This window comes from Micrococcaceae bacterium Sec5.7, from assembly GCA_039636785.1.
In the GTDB taxonomy this organism is placed as follows: Bacteria; Actinomycetota; Actinomycetes; order Actinomycetales; family Micrococcaceae; genus Arthrobacter.
This window is the reverse complement of record CP144169.1, coordinates 2,524,302-2,539,403: the sequence shown is the minus strand read 5'-3', so window position 1 is coordinate 2,539,403 and position 15,102 is coordinate 2,524,302. Positions and strand designations below refer to the sequence as shown.

Here is a 15,102-nt window from a genome sequence, read left to right as displayed (position 1 = left end):
CTTCCGGTGGCTCTGACTTCGCCCGCGTCGCCCAGGGCGCCACGGCTTCCACGTCGCAGGGCGTGGCAGAGGCCGGGGATCCTCAGGAGCCCCGGCCTCTCTTATTGCTTCGGCGGATCACCGCCGGATGTACTCTTTAGAGCTTGTCGAAGTCGGCTTCATCAACGGTGGAGCCTGATGCAGAAGCGGCACCCGCGGCACCGATAGCCGGCTTGGCACTGCCCGTCTTCAGCGCGGCCAGTCGGGCTTCGATCTCGGTCTGCTCCCCCAGATCCTCGAGCTGATTGAACTGGGAGTCAAGGCTCGAGGCCGCGAGCTCCTGCTGGCCGCGGACCTTGGCCTCTTCGCGGCGGATTTTCTCTTCGAAGCGGCCCACCTCGCTGGTGGGGTCCATGAAGTCGATGCTCTTGATGGCATCGTGGACCTGCGACTGTGCACTGGCCGTCTTGGCGCGGGCAACGAGCTCGTTGCGCTTGCTGGTGAGCTCGTTGAGCTTGCCCTTCATCTGATCCAGGCCGGTCTTGAGCTTGTCCACCACCTCGGACTGGGAAGCAATGTTGGGCTCAGAGGACTTGGCCTCGTTCTCCGAGGACATCTGGCGCTGCAGGGCAACCTTGGCCAGGTTGTCGAACTTCTGCGCGTCGGCTCCGTTGCCTCCGCTGCGGTATTCATCGGCCTTGCGGGAAGCGGCGAGTGCCTTGTTGCCCCAGTCCTGGGCGTTCTTGACGTCCTCGTGGTAATCATCCTGGAGCATGCGCAGGTTGCCGATGGTCTGGGCCACGGCGGACTCGGCCTCCGCAATGTTGTTCGTGTAATCCCGAACCATCTGGTCCAGCATCTTCTGCGGATCCTCAGCCTGATCCAGCAAAGTGTTGATGTTTGCCTTTGCGAGCTGCGCGATGCGGCCGAAAATGGACTGCTTAACCATGGTGTTACCTTTCGTCCTGCTCAGTGGTTGCCACTGGATTCAGTGAACAGTTGTTGTAGCGCTTCAATCCGCCAGCCGGGACAAGGCCGACTGGCGCCTAGTCTTCTACCAGCTAGAAGTCCCCGCCGCCGCCGGAATCGCCGCCCCAGCCGCCGCCGGAGTCACCGCCACCGAAGCCGCCGCCGGAGTCACCGCCGCCGAAGAAGCCGCCACCGTCGCTGTGGCCTCCGCCCCAGCCTCCGCCGCTGCCACCATTGAGAATGGAGTTGATCAGGATGCCGCCGAGAATTGCGCCGCCCAGACCGCCGCCTCCACCCCGGCCGCCGCCGCCGAACATTCCGCCGCCGCCGTAGCCCTGGTTGGAGTAGCCGCCGAAGCTGTCAACGTCCGACTGGGCCAGCTGGGCGGCCTGGGCCGCGAGTGCATGGGCCTGCTGGGCGTAGGTCAGCGCTGTGACCGGATCGGTCCGGGATATGGAAAGGGCATAGTCCAGGTTGCGCTGTGATTCCGCGAGCCGCGTGCGGGCCTCTGTTCCCACTCCGCCACGGCGTGCCGTGATGTAGTCCGAAGTGGCGCTGATCTGGGCCTGCGCCGCCATGATGGTCTGCTGGAGTGATGCCTGGGCACGACGCGCCTGATCCTGCTGGTCCCGGATGCCCGTCAGGGACTGGTCCAGGGACTGGTGGGCGGCTTCCACCCTCTGCAGGGTGGCGATCGGATCGATCTTGCCTCCCTGGATCTCGGACTTGACCTGCGCCAGTGCCGCTACGACGCCGGCTACCGGGCCCGCCAGCTCGGGATGGGCTCCGGACTCGATCATGGCTTTTGCCTGGGCAAGGTCCTGGGAGGTTTCGACGACGGCGGTTTCCAGCCCGTTGCGCGCTTCGTCGAGGCTCCCGGAAACCTTGGTGATGGCATCGATGAGTACGTTGGTCTGGTGAAGGCTTTCTTCGGAAGCCCGGACGGCTACTGCGGCAAGGCTGCCTTCACCGCCAGCGAGTTTTTCCTGTGCCGTGGCAGTGGCATTCTGAACAAATGCAAGACGCTCCTTGGCCTGGGTGATGTTGTCTGAGACCTGGACCAGGGCGCTGTCCGCGTATTTTGCCCGCAGGGTGGCCAGCGACTGTTCAGCGTTGGCGATCTTGGCGTCGGCTTCCTTGGCGCCCGCGCTAACGGCTGCCAGAGCCTGCGGAGCGTTTTTCTCGAGTTCCCGCAGGGAATCGAAATCTGCCTTCTGTTCCTGCAGCGAGGCCAGGGCCGCCTCGGAACGGCGGATGATTTCGCCCAGCCAGCTGCGCTGCTGCTCTTCGGTGTCCGGGATGTGGTCATCCAGCTGCTGTTGCAGTTTGAATGATTCGGACATGTGTCCCTTGGCTTCCTGCAGCGCCTTGGTGAAGTTTCCGACGGCGGAATCGCCGTACTGTGCCTGGGCGAACCCGAGTTCCTGCTCGCTGGACTTGATGGAGTCGTCCGCCTCGATCAGCAGTGATCCGCTCTTCTTGCGCAGGTCATCCACACTGAGTCCGGCCAGGGGATCGAGTTCCGCTCCCTGGGGTCCAAAGCTGGCGCTCGAAGCCTGGGCCGCTTTCTTGCGGCGGTTGCGGAAGTAAAGGTATGTTCCCGCGCCGCCAGCAGCAGCAACTCCGGTGCCGACCAATACGGCTGTCCCGGCGCCGCCAGCGGACGGAACGGTGCCGCTGCCGCCACCGGCTGCATCGCCAACGGCCGCCGCAGCGTCGATGGCTGCCTGGGCGTAGTCGCTGTTGCGCAGCTGTGGGTCAATTGCCGAATCTTTGATGGTGTCGCGCTGGGCATTGGTGATTTTGCTGTTGGACGGCTTGCTCAGCTGGTACTGGCGCGTGTCCGTGGCCACAGTCAAAAGCATGGAATTGGCACCCAGGCTGGCCTTCTGGGCAACGTCGTTTGCCCAGGCAACACGGTCAGTGGGATTCTCGAATTTCTTCACGTAAACGACGTGAAGGGTCATGGCGTGGTCGGTTCCGAGCTTCTTGATGGCGTCTTCGACGTCAGCCTTCCTGCCCCCGAGGACTCCTGCCGAGTCCACAATTTTCGTGACGGGATCCAGAGTCACCGGGTCTTCTGCCCAGGCCGAGGTGGCGGGTACCGCCATCAATCCAACCAGGCCGATCACGGCGAGAATACGTTTGAACTTTGACCGCATGTGCAACCCTTCAGCACGCCTGACACTGATTCGGGCCGAATCAGTCGTCTCAGAACGCAGCAGCGCCCCCACGCGTGATGTAAAGCCGCAGGTCGCTGTGGCAATTCCTCTTGATTCTATGGTGCACCTATTGCCGAGTCCACAACGGGGAATATGCCACCAGCGAAACGGGCTGCACCCATCAGAGGCAGGGTGGGAAGGTCATTCAGGAACCTCCCAGCTAACGTCCGCTTTGGTTTCAGTCAAAGCGTCCATAGTTAAGGCAGACGAGGATGAAAGGAAGTCCAATGACCGAGAACCCAGCACCGGGCGCATCACCTGAGAACCGAGATTCGGCCCAGCCACGTGGCGAGCAACCGGCAGAGCCGCAGCAGGACCCGGCCGCGGCCGTGCAGGGGGAGCAGGCATCGGTTTTGAACGCCCCTGCCGGCCAGGAAAATTCCGCCGGCCGGGAGAATCCCACCATGAGACTGGACGGTGCTGCGCACGAACCGCAGCAGGAGCCATTCGAGGCTCCCCGTCCCGTATATCCGCCTCGCGAGCCGTTTTATGGACAGCAGAGCGGTCCCGCGACGCAGCAGTTCGCATCGCCATCGGATCAGTCCCTACCCCACCGGACTCCGGCCCAGTCCTACCAGCAGCCACCGTACGGGCAGCACGGCGCACATGCTGCAGCGCCAGCGAACCCTGCCAATGCACCCAGGCGCAAGCCAGCGTTCGGCGTCGGTACGCTGGTGGCCAGCATTCTGGCCGCAGGGCTCGTCGGCGGTGGAGTGGCAACGGTGGCCGGCGGCAACCTGTTTAATGGCAATTCAACGCCGGTGGCCAGCAGCAGCGGCAACCAGCCAGGCCCGGTAATCGTCAATAACAAGGACGATGTGAACGTCATCACCGCGGCGGCGCTGAAGGCATCTCCGAGCGTGGTCACCATCAAGGCCAGCAGCGGCAGTGAGGGCGGCACCGGTTCGGGCATCATCCTGGACAACGTCGGCCATATCCTTACCAACACCCACGTGGTGACGCTGGATGGCAAAACGGCCGATGCCACCATCGAAGTCCGCACCAGCGACGGGAAGGTGCTTGCAGCCAAGATTGTGGGCACGGATCCACTGTCTGATCTGGCCGTTATCAAGGTGGATGACGCGTCCGGGCTGACGGCAGCAACCATGGGCGACTCCGGCAAGCTCAACGTCGGCGATACTGCCGTGGCAATCGGCTCTCCGCTGGGCCTGACAGGAACTGTCACGGACGGTATCGTTTCCACTCTCAACCGTACAATCAGCGTGGCTTCGTCTGCGGCGCCCAAAGACGGTGCCGATAATTCGCAGAACGGCGGCGAGGGCGGTTTCCAGTTCGCGCCTCCCGGCGGTGGGCAGAGCCAGAGCACAGCCAACCAGGGCTCTATCTCGATCAACGTCATCCAGACCGACGCAGCCATTAACCCCGGCAACTCCGGGGGCGCACTGGTCAACAGCAAGGGCGAGGTAATCGGAGTGAACGTTGCCATCGCATCGGCGAGTGGCGATTCCTCCAGCAGCGGCAACATCGGCGTGGGTTTCAGCATCCCCATCAACCACGCCAAGCGCGTTGCCCAGGAAATTATTGAGACCGGCAAGGCGACGCACGGCCAGCTCGGCGTCAGTGTCAAGGAGAAATCTGCCTCCAAGTCAGCATCCGGATTCTCCGTCGGTGCCGACGTGGCAACGGTTGAATCCGGTTCTGCTGCGGCCAAGGCCGGCATCAAGGTGGGCGACGTTGTGACCAAATTCAACGAACTCGCGATCAACGATCCGAACCAGCTCACAGCAGCGGTCCGCGAGCAGCCCGCCGGGGCCACCGTCAAGATCACTCTCTTGCGGAACGGCCAGCAGCACGTGCTGGACGTGAAGCTCGGCGCAGCAGCCGAACAGTAACGCAGCTGCCCGAAAGCTTCGCAGAAGGACCAACGACGACGCCGGGCCGCACCGTGAAGGTGCGGCCCGGCGTCGTGCTTCCGTATGCCGTGTGCGGCGGGCGCAGACACAGGCCTTAACGGGACGGCGCCGGAGCACCGCTATATGGTTAGCTAGGAGACACCCGTACCCCGGGCGATCCGTGGCCATGACCTCACCCGGCTGGCTATCCACAAGCATGGAAGGCTGCTGTAAATACAGTGGAAGAGACATTGAAGATCATCGTCCTCGTAAAGCATGTACCGGACGCGCAGTTCGACCGTCACCTCAATGGCGAGGGCAGCACCACGGACCGCGACGAAAGCATCCTGTCCGAACTGGACGAATACGCCCTGGAAGCTGCGTTGCTGCTGGCTGAGGCACGTGGCGGCAGTAAGGCAGGCAATCAGGTGATCGCCCTCAGCATGGGGCCCGCCGGGGCGGTCAACGCAGTGAAGAAATCACTCCAGATGGGCGCCACCGAGGGCGTGCACCTGAAAGACGACGCACTCGCAGGCTCGGACGCCGCGGCCACATCGCTCGCGCTCGCAGCAGCCATCCGTCACATCGGCACGGATTCGCCCGTGGATCTTGTGCTCACCGGCATGGCCTCCACCGACGGCGAGACCTCCCTTGTGCCGGCGCAGCTGGCTGAACGGCTGGGCCTCCCGCAGGTGACATTTGCCTCCGCGCTGGAGGTGAACGGCGGACGGCTCACGGCCCGACGGGACGGCGACACCCACTCGGACACCGTGGAAGCTGCGCTGCCGGCCATCGTCTCCGTCACGGATCAGATCAATGAGCCCCGGTACCCCAATTTCAAGGGCATCATCGCGGCGAAGCGCAAGAGCATCACCACATTAAGCCTTGCGGACATCGGCGTGGACGCTTCCCAAGTGGGCCATGCGGGTTCGTGGACTACCGTGGAGTCCGCGGAAGCCCGCCCACCGCGCACGGCCGGCACCATCATCACGGACGAAGGCGACGCCGGCATCAAGCTGGTTGAGTTCCTGGCCGCCCAGAAGCTGCTCTAAGAGGGATCAACAGACATGGCAAAAGTACTCGTATTCATTGACAACCCGGGCCAGGCACTGAAAAAGAGCAGCCTGGAACTGCTGACTATTGCGCGCTCCCTGGGCGAGACCGCTGTTGCGTTCAACGGTGAACTCAACGACGATGTCGCCGCGGCCCTGGGCGCTAACGGCGCCGTTGCGATCTACCGGCCTTCTGCGGAGGATCTGGACAGCTACCTTGTGGCCCCGAAGGCTGCATACCTTGCTGCCGCGGTGGCCGCGTCCGGTGCCACCGCTGTGCTGGTGGAGAACTCGGCAGACGGCAAGGAGATCGCCGCGCGGCTGGGAATCCGGCTGAGTGCCGGTGTGATCACCGACGTTGTGGCCGTGGATCCTGACGGCACCGCCCATAAGTCGGTGCTGGCTGGCTCGTACACCACCACGGCCAAGGCCACTACCGCCGTAACTGTGCTGACCATCAAGCCGAACAGTGTCACTCCGGAGCCCTCCGGAGCCGAGGCCGCGCCCGAGGCCATCGTGGTGGCGGTGCCCGCGGATGCAACAGCAGCCGCCGCCCGTATCACGGGACGGAATGAGAAGGGCGCCAGCGGCCGGCCCGATCTGACCGAAGCCCGGATTGTGGTGGCAGGCGGACGAGGTGTGGATGGTGACTTCGGTCCCGTCGAACAGCTTGCCGACGCCCTCGGCGCAGCTGTTGGGGCTTCCCGTGCTGCCACGGATGCCGGCTGGATCAGCCACGACGCGCAGGTGGGCCAGACCGGCAAGACCGTTTCGCCGCAGCTGTACATTTCTGCCGGAATCTCCGGGGCCATCCAGCAGAAGGCCGGCATGCAGACTGCCAAGGTAATTGTGGCCATCAACAAGGATGCGGATTCGCCGATCTTCGAGATCGCCGACTTCGGCATCATCGGGGACCTCTTTGAGGTGCTGCCCCAGGCAACGGAAGAAATCAAGAAACGCAAAGGCTGATTCCTTGACCGCACACGCTGTTTCAGCACAGAGCCCGTTCAGCCAGGACCACCACCCGGTTGAGCGGGTGCTCTGTTTCACGGCCCATCCGGACGACATCGATTTCGGCGCGGCCGGCACCATCGCGGGCTGGACTGCCGCCGGCGTCCGGGTTAGCTACTGCATCATGACCGACGGCGATGCCGGCGGTTTCGATCCCGCGCACCGTGCAGAAATCATCGCACTGCGGGCAGCCGAGCAGCACCGCGCTGCTGAACTGGTGGGCGTCACTGATATCCACTACCTCCACCAAAGGGACGGGTACCTGGAACCGTCGCACGAGGTGATCAGGGGAGTGGTAAAGCTGATCCGCGAAATCCGCCCCGACGTCGTGCTAGCCATGCATCCGGAGCGGAACTGGAACCGGATACAGAAGAGCCATCCGGACCACCTCGCTGTGGGAGAAGCCGTGACACGGGCTGTTTATCCCGCCGTGGAAAACCCCTTCGCATATCCGGAGCTCGCCGAAGCGGGTCTGGCGGCGTACAAGCTGCCGTGGCTGTGGCTATTGGCCGGTCCTGAGGAACGTGAGAATCATTTCGTGGACGTCACCGAGCACGTGGAGTCCAAGCTGGCTGCCATTCGCGTCCACGCCAGCCAGCATCCTGACCTTGGGGCCATGGACAGCACTGTCCGCAGCCTGATGCTGCGGACAGGGGAGCGCGCCGGCATGGGCGAAGGACGCAGCGCCGAGGCCTTCCACGTCGTACCAGTCAACGGGTCCGGGACCATCGCAGGGTTCTAACCGCGCGACCGGAGCGCCACCCGGCTTCTTGTCGATAGATCTGTTTATCATCCAGAAGACCGGACCGCGGCTCAGGCCCCCAAGGGTGCCGCAGCGACTGTCGGCAGCGTGGGAGTGGCAGAACCGCCAGCGGGTTCCACCGTGATGCCCAGGGCCGCCGCTGAGGCAATTCCATGGACCAGAGCCGGCTTGGACAGGGCCGCGGCGTCCATCAGTCCCTGGGAAACAGGGGCGGAGCCGTCCCTGGGGATCAGCCACATCTGATAGACCTTGCCTGCTGCAGGGGCAGGGACACCGCTCATTTTGAGCACTACGGCGTCCTTCGACGCCGAAATCAGGACGGTGGCTGTACCGCCGCCGGTGACGTCCACCGTGGCCTCACGGACATCCTCTGCCCTCACTATCTGGTTCACAGGATCATTCTGGTCGGCCACATAGGCACCGATTCCCACTCCGCCAAGTGCAATAACGGCGGCCGCCGCAACCCCTGCCAGCCAGTTGCGGACGCCGGCCGGCCGGCGTCGTACTTCACGGCGCCGACGCGCGGCGGAGAGGTCATCTGTTACCGGCGCGGCACGGATTTCGGCCACAGATTCCGGCACAGCGTCAGGGGCCTCGCTCTCGGAGGACAACTGCGGCGGCAGCTGCAAAACAATCCGGTCAAACAGCCCGGCGGGAGGTTCCTCCTCAGCCACATAGCTTGCCGCCAGCGTTTCCCGGGCCTGGCGGACGCGTTCGTTGAACGACTCGCGCTCGGCCTGGGGCGCAGCGGAGACGTGCCGCTCTATGGCGGCGCGTTCAGCGTCGCTCACGGCATCCAGGGCATACACTTCTGCCAGCTCCACGGCACGGCCAGAGGCCAGATCGGCCGGGATATCTTCTTCAAATCCCCCAGGCAGGCGACCGCTGTTCTGACTGTTCATCTCGGTCATCTCAACTCACCCCCAGACAGGTCTTCAAACGGATCAGTCCGTCGCGGATGCGGGACTTGACGGTGGGCAATGCCGCATCCACCTTTTCTGCGACTTCCCTGTAAGTGAGGCCGCCGTAGTATGCGAGCCGCACGGATTCCTGTTGCGTTTCGGTCAGAGTTTCCAAGCAACGGACCACGGCCTCGGCCTCAAGCCGGCTACCCACTTCATCGGATACCGAATCATGGTCGATGTCCTGGCTGCTGGCCCCGTACCTGGCTTCGCGGTCAGTGGAAGACTGGGACGATCTCACCTTGTCCACTGCGCGGCGGTGGGATATTGTCATCAGCCACGCCAGCGGGCTGCCTGCCTGACGATCGAACTTGGCAGCGTTTTTCCAGACCTGGAGAAACACTTCCTGAGTGGCGTCCTCACTGAGTTCCGGATCGATCAGGACCCTCCTGGCCATACCGAAAACCCGGTGTGACGTCAATTGGTAGAACTCGGCAAACGCACTCCGGTCGCCGGCGGCGATCCGATCCAGCAGCCCGGCCAGGCGTTGGTTCAGATCGGAGGCAGGGGCAGGGACTTCAGCTGCCTCAAAGTTTGGCGCGTTGGGAGTTTCCATCACTGATAAGCATAAGTGTCTGGGCGGTGAATCATCAGCAGTGTGACCATGAGGGGCAACCCGCCTACCGGCGGCGAACCGGCCCGGGCCCCTGCCCGCCTGCAATGTACTCACCTGCCGCTCCTTGGGATCCGTGGATTTGTCCTCACAAATAATTCGGTGCCGAGCAGCCGGTGGATGGGAGGACCACGTCCATGGTTTGGCAAGGTTGAAACGTGGGTCCTGCCGTCCCTCTACAACTGTGCGCCGGCAAATCCTTGTTGCCGCCATGCCTCATAGACGGCAATTGATGCGGCGTTTGCAAGGTTCAGGGAACGCAGGGACGGCATCATGGGCAACCGCACCCTGGTTGTCACGTGTGGATCGTGCTTGAGGTGTTCGGGCAGCCCTACGGACTCCGGCCCGAACAGCAGGACGTCTCCGGGCACATAAGCAATATCCGCATAGGAGACCTCGCCATCGGAGGTGAAGGCGAACACGCGCTGCGGCTGAAGGGCTTCCCAGGCGGCTTCGATGCTCGAGTGGATGGTCACCACTGCCAGATCGTGGTAGTCCAGACCGGCGCGGCGGAGCTTTGCGTCGGAAAAATCGAATCCCAGGGGCTCAACCAAGTGCAGCTCGGCGCCGGTGATGGCAGCCAGCCGGATGGCGTTGCCGGTATTGCCGGGGATTTCGGGAGTGTGGAAGAGGATACGGAACACTGTCCTATTCTAGCGAGGGCGTTAGTGCATCCCCCGCAGGAGCCGGGCGAGGACGGATACATTGACGGTGTTCGGGGCAGGCCCGGAACTCAGAAACTGCTTCAGGCCGCGCGTCAGTCCGGCTGCATTGACCACCTGGATGGCGTCCATGGGGCTCGGCGCGTGTCGGTGATGGTCGATGACCGGTTCGTGGAGGTTGCCGCCGGGGCTGTGGATGACAGTCCAGCCGGTCACATTGAGTTCGGGGAAGATGTCCTGCATGCGCCGCACCACGTGCGCCAGCTGCGGCGGGGCAATGGACCGTCCGCCATGGTTCAGCGTGCTTCCGTCCCAGGCATACGCGCCCTTGGGCAAAAGCATGGAGCCGATGAGAGCCAGACGGTAGCCGGACAGCAGCGCGTGGTCGATGTGGCTGTTGTCTGCCGGTGACTGCAGCCCGTTGATCAGCCGGGCAGCCGGAATAGCCGGGAGGATCTGGCGGCTTATGAGCTGCACGGTCCGCATCTCGCGCTGGATCCGGGCTTCGGCCCCGAAGATCCCGCGCTTCCTGGGCATTCCGTGGACCTGCTGGCCGGCCTGGCCCAGGGGGATAAGGGGCACCGCACCAACGGCCTCGGAACCATCCTGATCGTAAGGCGGCACATAGACCGGGGCGTCCCCTGACGTATTGCGTGGGGTGTTGGGGCGGTGGACGGTGGCAGAAGCATGGCTGCCGGCTGCCGGCGCGTCGAAATGCGCTTCTGATTCGGGATTGTCTGAATCCGTGCGTGAGGCCCCGCCCGCATAGGAGCGGTCGTAGGCTTTCCGGCGCCTGGGATCGATCAGGGTTTCGTAGGCCAAAGTGACCTCGCGGAACGCCGCGGCATCACCACCGTGGTCGGGGTGGACTGTGCGGGCGGCCCTGCGGTACGCCACCTTGATCTCCTTGTCGCTCGCGGTCACGGCAATGCGGAGTACCTGGTAATGGGAGCTGCTGCTCTCGGTCAAGCATTGTCCCTTCTTTTGATGTTGCCAGTCCGCTCAGGCAGCCCGGTCAGCCCAGTTTAACGGCCCACGGACATAACGACCGCGCCCGCGTGGCTAGTTCCCGTTGGCTGGCATAATTCACCGCATGATTATCGCCGTCGCCATCAATCCCCGGGCATCGTTCGGCGCCCGGCAACATGCAGGTGAGCAGGTGGTAGAGCACCTTCGGTCCGCCGGGGAGGACGTGCTGGTGCTGCGGAAGGGCAGTTATGCGCAGCTGGCCGCAGCTGTTGATGAAGCACTCGTATCCGGGATAGGCGCGCTGGTGGTGGTTGGCGGGGACGGAATGGTGCACCTTGCCGTCAACGCGCTCGCGGGATCGGCTTCCCCCTTCGGGACTGTTCCGCTGGGAATTGTTCCCAGCGGAACAGGAAACGACATGGCCAGGGCGCTCGGGCTTCCGCTCAACGACATTCCTTCGGCCTGCAAGAGGGTGATGGCCGGGCTGGCGTCCGGTGGCAGACTGATCGACGTGGGCCGGATCACCGGTGCTGCCGGGTCCCGCTGGTTCGCCGGCGTGGTGTCGGCGGGGTTTGATGCCTCTGTCAACGAACGGGCCAACTGCTGGCGCTGGCCCCGGGGAAAGAGCCGATACAACCTTGCGATGCTCCGCGAGCTGGTGACGTTCCGGGCCATCAACTACACGGTGACCGCCGACGGCGAAACGTGGCAGCAGCGAGCCATGCTGATTTCCGTGGCGAACGGCCAGTCGATCGGGGGCGGCATGAAGGTGACCCCGGACGCCCGGCTGGATGACGGCCTTCTTGATCTTTTCATAGTCCGTCCGCTGTCCAGGGTGCGGTTTCTGGCTGTCTTCCCCAGGGTTTTTTCCGGCCGGCACGTGGGCCACGCTTCCGTGGACATCCGGAGGGTACGGCACGTGGAACTGGCGGCAGCCAACGTTGTTGCTTATGCCGACGGCGAGAGGATCGGGCCGCTGCCCCTCACCGTTGATGTGGTGCCGGGCGCTGTCAGATTGCTCGCATAGCCTCATGGAGGCACTGGCCGTTCCAGGGGGTCCCTGCTGTCCTGGCTAAGGCATTGAGAGAGTCTAGACTTTTCAGGAAGCCGTGCCGGTCAGGTTGCCCGGCGGGACAGTACACGGGGTGGAGATGGAAGCCATAGGTGGATTCGCGGTATGCAGCCGATCCGGGGCACGGCAACTGGCGCGCCGGGGAACAGCTGCGGTGGGAACTGCGACGGCAGTTGTTGCGCTGCTGGCCGGCTGCAGTGTGGATGTGCCGGATCCCTCCGCGCCCAAGACCGTCCAGGCCACACCCTCACTCGCCAGGCCCACCATCATCCCCGGCCACGACCCAGCGGCGGTCGCGGCCGCGGACATGACCTTTGCCGCCGGCGGCACGCTTGCGCAAGGGGTTCCGGTGGGAATCTCGGACGGGCTCCGGGAAGCCCCGGGGTGGAAGCCGGTCAAGGAGAGTGTGGCTGGCGAGAGCCAGTATCTCAAGGCTGACGGCTGTCTGGTCTCGGCGAAGGTCCGGGTCAGTCAGTGGCCGCTGGTGGCAGGTGATGACCGGGCATCCACCGTGGAGCTTTTCAAATACCTGGATGCGAGCATCCTGCCTGAGTACCTGAAGGCGGCTTCCCTCCGTTGGGGCGGGGATCTGGACAAGCCCGGCCCCAAAGTTGACGTGCTGGTGCTTGAGGCCCCTGCCAAGCCGGGAGCAAGAGCCACAGCTGTTATGGCGCGGCTCTTCGGAAAGGCTGGTTCGTCTGCCCTCGTTTCCATCTCATGCACTGGCGCCGCATCCCTGGCTGCCGCACGGGCAGACGTTGCCAAGCGCTTGCTGGTTGTGCCGCCTTCGAACTGACTTGTCACGGCCGGCCAGTCATTTGCTGGATGGGGTTGACAGTCTGTTGAGGGCCAGTGCACCGACCAGCAGGCCAAAGTCCCGCAGCGCGACGTCAAAGAAACTGCCCACAATGATCAGATTGACTATGATCCCCAGCAGCCAGAGAGCAACAACGAGGGATCCGATGCGGGGACGAAAGGCCACCAGTACGCCGGCGATGATTTCGATGGCTCCGACGCCGTACATGATGGTCTGTGCGGGCAGCGGCACCATCGACGTGGCTACGGGGGCGAGGTACATGGTCCAGTCGGTCAGCAGATTCGTGAATTTATCCAGTCCGAAAATGATGGGCGCCACCGTGAAAACCGTGCGAAGCAGCATGAAAGCCTGCCGGCCACCATCTGCATTCGGCCCCCGCAGCTGTGTTGGTTCCTTCAGGACTGTTGGATCGTTCATGACAGGCTCCTTCTAAAAGTGGATACATTGATTTTAGACTGCCAAGCAGTATTAAGCAATGAATCTTGTTTTTAGAGTTAAACTGATTTCATGACCCGGATTCCCTGGCCCCGGCGCATTGCGGCGGTGGCATCACTCGATGACAGCAACCGGCGGCGCCTCTTCGGTTTCGTCGCATCAGCACAGGACGCCGTGGGCCGGGATGAGGCTGCTGCAGCCGTCGGTCTTCCCAGAAGCACAGCGTCTTTCCAATTGGACAGGCTGGTGCAAGACGGCTTGCTGGCGGTGGAATTCAGGAAGCTTCAGGCCAAGGCCGGCCCGGGTTCCGGGCGGCCGGCCAAGTTGTATCGGCCCGTCCTGGAGGAAGTCGGCGCAACCATTCCGGACCGCAACTACGATCTGGCCGGCGAGCTGATGGTGTCAGCCATCGAGGAGTCGATGAGCGGTGGGGGCTCCGTCCGCGACGCGCTGATCAGAACGGCGTATTCCAAGGGAAAGGCCATGGGGGCAGCGGGTGTGCCGTTCCAGGAAGTCCTGAGCGGCAACGGCTACCGCCCCGAATCCGATGGTGACGGCGGCCTGGTGTTGCGCAACTGCCCCTTCCACCGCCTGGCGGACGGGCATGCCGATGTGGTCTGTGCCATGAACGGGGCATTCCTGAGCGGTGTTGCCTCCGGTTGTGGAGTACCGGAAGACCGCGTTGAAGAGGTCGGTGTAGAGGAAGACAGGCCTGCCGGCCAGTGCTGCGCCAGGATCAGACCGAGCTGAGCACTTGCGGCCGCCTCCGCAGGCCGGTTAGCAGAACGCCGGAAATCACCAGTACCCCACCTATGATCTGCGGTGCGGTCATGGGTGTTCCCATCATGACGGTGATCATGGCGGTGAAAACAACCATGAGATTGAGATAGTTTCCCGCAGTGGCAGGTGTGGTGGTCCTTAACGACAGGTTCCAGAAGAGGTAGGCACCCAGGGACGGGAAAACGGCGATGTAGGCCAGCGACCAGCCTTCCGCAGGCGTGGACGGAAACCCCGCGTTGGTCAGTATTGCCAGCGGCCCCAGCATAACCGTGGCCATCAGCACCTGAACGGCCGTTGAAGCTATCGCGGGAACGCGCAGCTGCCGGGCAATGATGGTGTAGAAACCCCAGAACCCAATGGCCCCGGCCATCATGATCTCGCCGGTGTTGAAGCCAAGGCTGAAAACCCCCAGCAGGTCACCCCTCGTCAGCACGAGCAGCACCCCCAGCAGCCCCAGCGCAATGCCCAGCCAGCCGATGGGCCGCAGTCTGTCACCCAGAAGGAAAATGGCCATCACCACAATCAGCGCCGGATTCGCTGCGGTGATGAGCGAAGCATTGAGCGCCGAGGTGTGCTGGAGGGCGCTGTACAGCAGCAGGGTGTAGCCGCTCATTCCCAGGACGCTCAGAAGCAGGAGCACAGGCCAGCGGCGCAGTACAGCCCGCCAGTCCGGACGCTCCACAAAGTGAGCCAGTGCCAGCAGGGGTAACGCGGCGAGCGCCCAGCGCCAGAACGTCAGTTCCACCGGGGTCATGGTGGCAACTGCAGCCTGACCCACTACAAAGTTGCCGGACCAGAAAAGTGCGGCCAGGACAAGGTATATCGGCGCTTTCACCGCTCGAATCTACATCAGACCTTGAATCGAGCTCAGACCGGCCCCTGATCCGCGACCACAAACCCGCGGGCCCTGATCCGCGACCACAAGCCGCGGGTAGAATTGGCC

General features: G+C 63.5%; 15 protein-coding genes. 7 read left to right on the top strand and 8 right to left on the bottom strand.

Features of this window, described 5'->3' with window-relative positions; genetic code table 11:
• Positions 1–136: 136 nt before the first annotated feature.
• Entirely contained in the window at positions 137–928 is a 792-nt protein-coding gene (locus tag V3C33_12080; protein ID XAS66239.1) for a PspA/IM30 family protein, read from the bottom strand.
• 112 nt (positions 929–1,040) lie between these two features.
• A complete protein-coding gene (locus V3C33_12075; GenBank protein XAS66238.1) occupies positions 1,041–3,110 on the bottom strand; it encodes a TPM domain-containing protein in 2,070 nt (689 codons plus the stop codon).
• 287 nt (positions 3,111–3,397) lie between these two features.
• Here V3C33_12075 and V3C33_12070 point away from each other — a divergent pair, with 287 nt between their 5' ends.
• The 4 genes from V3C33_12070 (at position 3,398) to V3C33_12055 (ending at position 7,828) form a co-directional block, all read left to right on the top strand.
• Positions 3,398–5,023 carry a trypsin-like peptidase domain-containing protein gene (locus V3C33_12070; GenBank protein XAS66237.1) on the top strand — a complete coding sequence of 542 codons (1,626 nt, stop codon included), beginning with the start codon at positions 3,398–3,400 and terminating at the stop codon, positions 5,021–5,023.
• Positions 5,024–5,274: 251 nt separating this feature from the next.
• Positions 5,275–6,075 (top strand): electron transfer flavoprotein subunit beta/FixA family protein, encoded by an 801-nt coding sequence (locus V3C33_12065; GenBank protein XAS69731.1) that lies wholly within the window; start codon positions 5,275–5,277, stop codon positions 6,073–6,075.
• A gap of 15 nt (positions 6,076–6,090) precedes the next feature.
• A complete protein-coding gene (locus tag V3C33_12060; GenBank protein ID XAS66236.1) occupies positions 6,091–7,044 on the top strand; it encodes an electron transfer flavoprotein subunit alpha/FixB family protein in 954 nt (317 codons plus the stop codon).
• Between the two features lie 4 nt (positions 7,045–7,048).
• On the top strand, positions 7,049–7,828 hold the full coding sequence (locus tag V3C33_12055) for a PIG-L deacetylase family protein (protein XAS66235.1): 780 nt from the start codon (positions 7,049–7,051) through the stop codon (positions 7,826–7,828).
• 71 nt (positions 7,829–7,899) lie between these two features.
• Here the strand turns inward: V3C33_12055 and V3C33_12050 are convergent, their stop codons facing one another.
• The 4 genes from V3C33_12050 to V3C33_12035 form a co-directional block, all read right to left on the bottom strand.
• Positions 7,900–8,751, bottom strand: coding sequence for an anti-sigma factor (locus V3C33_12050; protein ID XAS66234.1), 852 nt, complete (start codon positions 8,749–8,751; stop codon positions 7,900–7,902).
• 10 nt (positions 8,752–8,761) lie between these two features.
• Positions 8,762–9,367, bottom strand: coding sequence for an ECF RNA polymerase sigma factor SigK (gene sigK / locus V3C33_12045; GenBank protein ID XAS66233.1), 606 nt, complete (start codon positions 9,365–9,367; stop codon positions 8,762–8,764).
• Between the two features lie 233 nt (positions 9,368–9,600).
• Complete coding sequence (locus V3C33_12040; protein ID XAS66232.1) at positions 9,601–10,068, bottom strand: tRNA (cytidine(34)-2'-O)-methyltransferase; 468 nt, start codon at positions 10,066–10,068, stop codon at positions 9,601–9,603.
• 21 nt (positions 10,069–10,089) lie between these two features.
• On the bottom strand, positions 10,090–11,055 hold the full coding sequence (locus V3C33_12035; GenBank protein XAS66231.1) for a DnaJ domain-containing protein: 966 nt from the start codon (positions 11,053–11,055) through the stop codon (positions 10,090–10,092).
• A 124-nt stretch (positions 11,056–11,179) separates the two neighbouring features.
• Here V3C33_12035 and V3C33_12030 point away from each other — a divergent pair, with 124 nt between their 5' ends.
• Both V3C33_12030 and V3C33_12025 read left to right on the top strand, forming a co-directional pair.
• The gene (locus tag V3C33_12030) at positions 11,180–12,082 is read left to right on the top strand and encodes a YegS/Rv2252/BmrU family lipid kinase (protein ID XAS66230.1); all 903 of its coding nucleotides are present in this window, start codon (positions 11,180–11,182) and stop codon (positions 12,080–12,082) included.
• A 199-nt stretch (positions 12,083–12,281) separates the two neighbouring features.
• Positions 12,282–12,923 (top strand): hypothetical protein, encoded by a 642-nt coding sequence (locus tag V3C33_12025; GenBank protein XAS66229.1) that lies wholly within the window; start codon positions 12,282–12,284, stop codon positions 12,921–12,923.
• 18 nt (positions 12,924–12,941) lie between these two features.
• Here the strand turns inward: V3C33_12025 and V3C33_12020 are convergent, their stop codons facing one another.
• On the bottom strand, positions 12,942–13,361 hold the full coding sequence (locus tag V3C33_12020; GenBank protein XAS66228.1) for a hypothetical protein: 420 nt from the start codon (positions 13,359–13,361) through the stop codon (positions 12,942–12,944).
• 90 nt (positions 13,362–13,451) lie between these two features.
• On the opposite strand from V3C33_12020, the gene V3C33_12015 reads away from it, so the two are divergent.
• Positions 13,452–14,129 carry a transcriptional regulator gene (locus tag V3C33_12015; protein XAS66227.1) on the top strand — a complete coding sequence of 226 codons (678 nt, stop codon included), beginning with the start codon at positions 13,452–13,454 and terminating at the stop codon, positions 14,127–14,129.
• Here the strand turns inward: V3C33_12015 and V3C33_12010 are convergent.
• On the bottom strand, positions 14,116–14,994 hold the full coding sequence (locus V3C33_12010) for a DMT family transporter (GenBank protein XAS66226.1): 879 nt from the start codon (positions 14,992–14,994) through the stop codon (positions 14,116–14,118). The two genes, V3C33_12015 and V3C33_12010, sit on opposite strands and share 14 nt — an antisense overlap.
• Positions 14,995–15,102 lie beyond the last annotated feature (108 nt).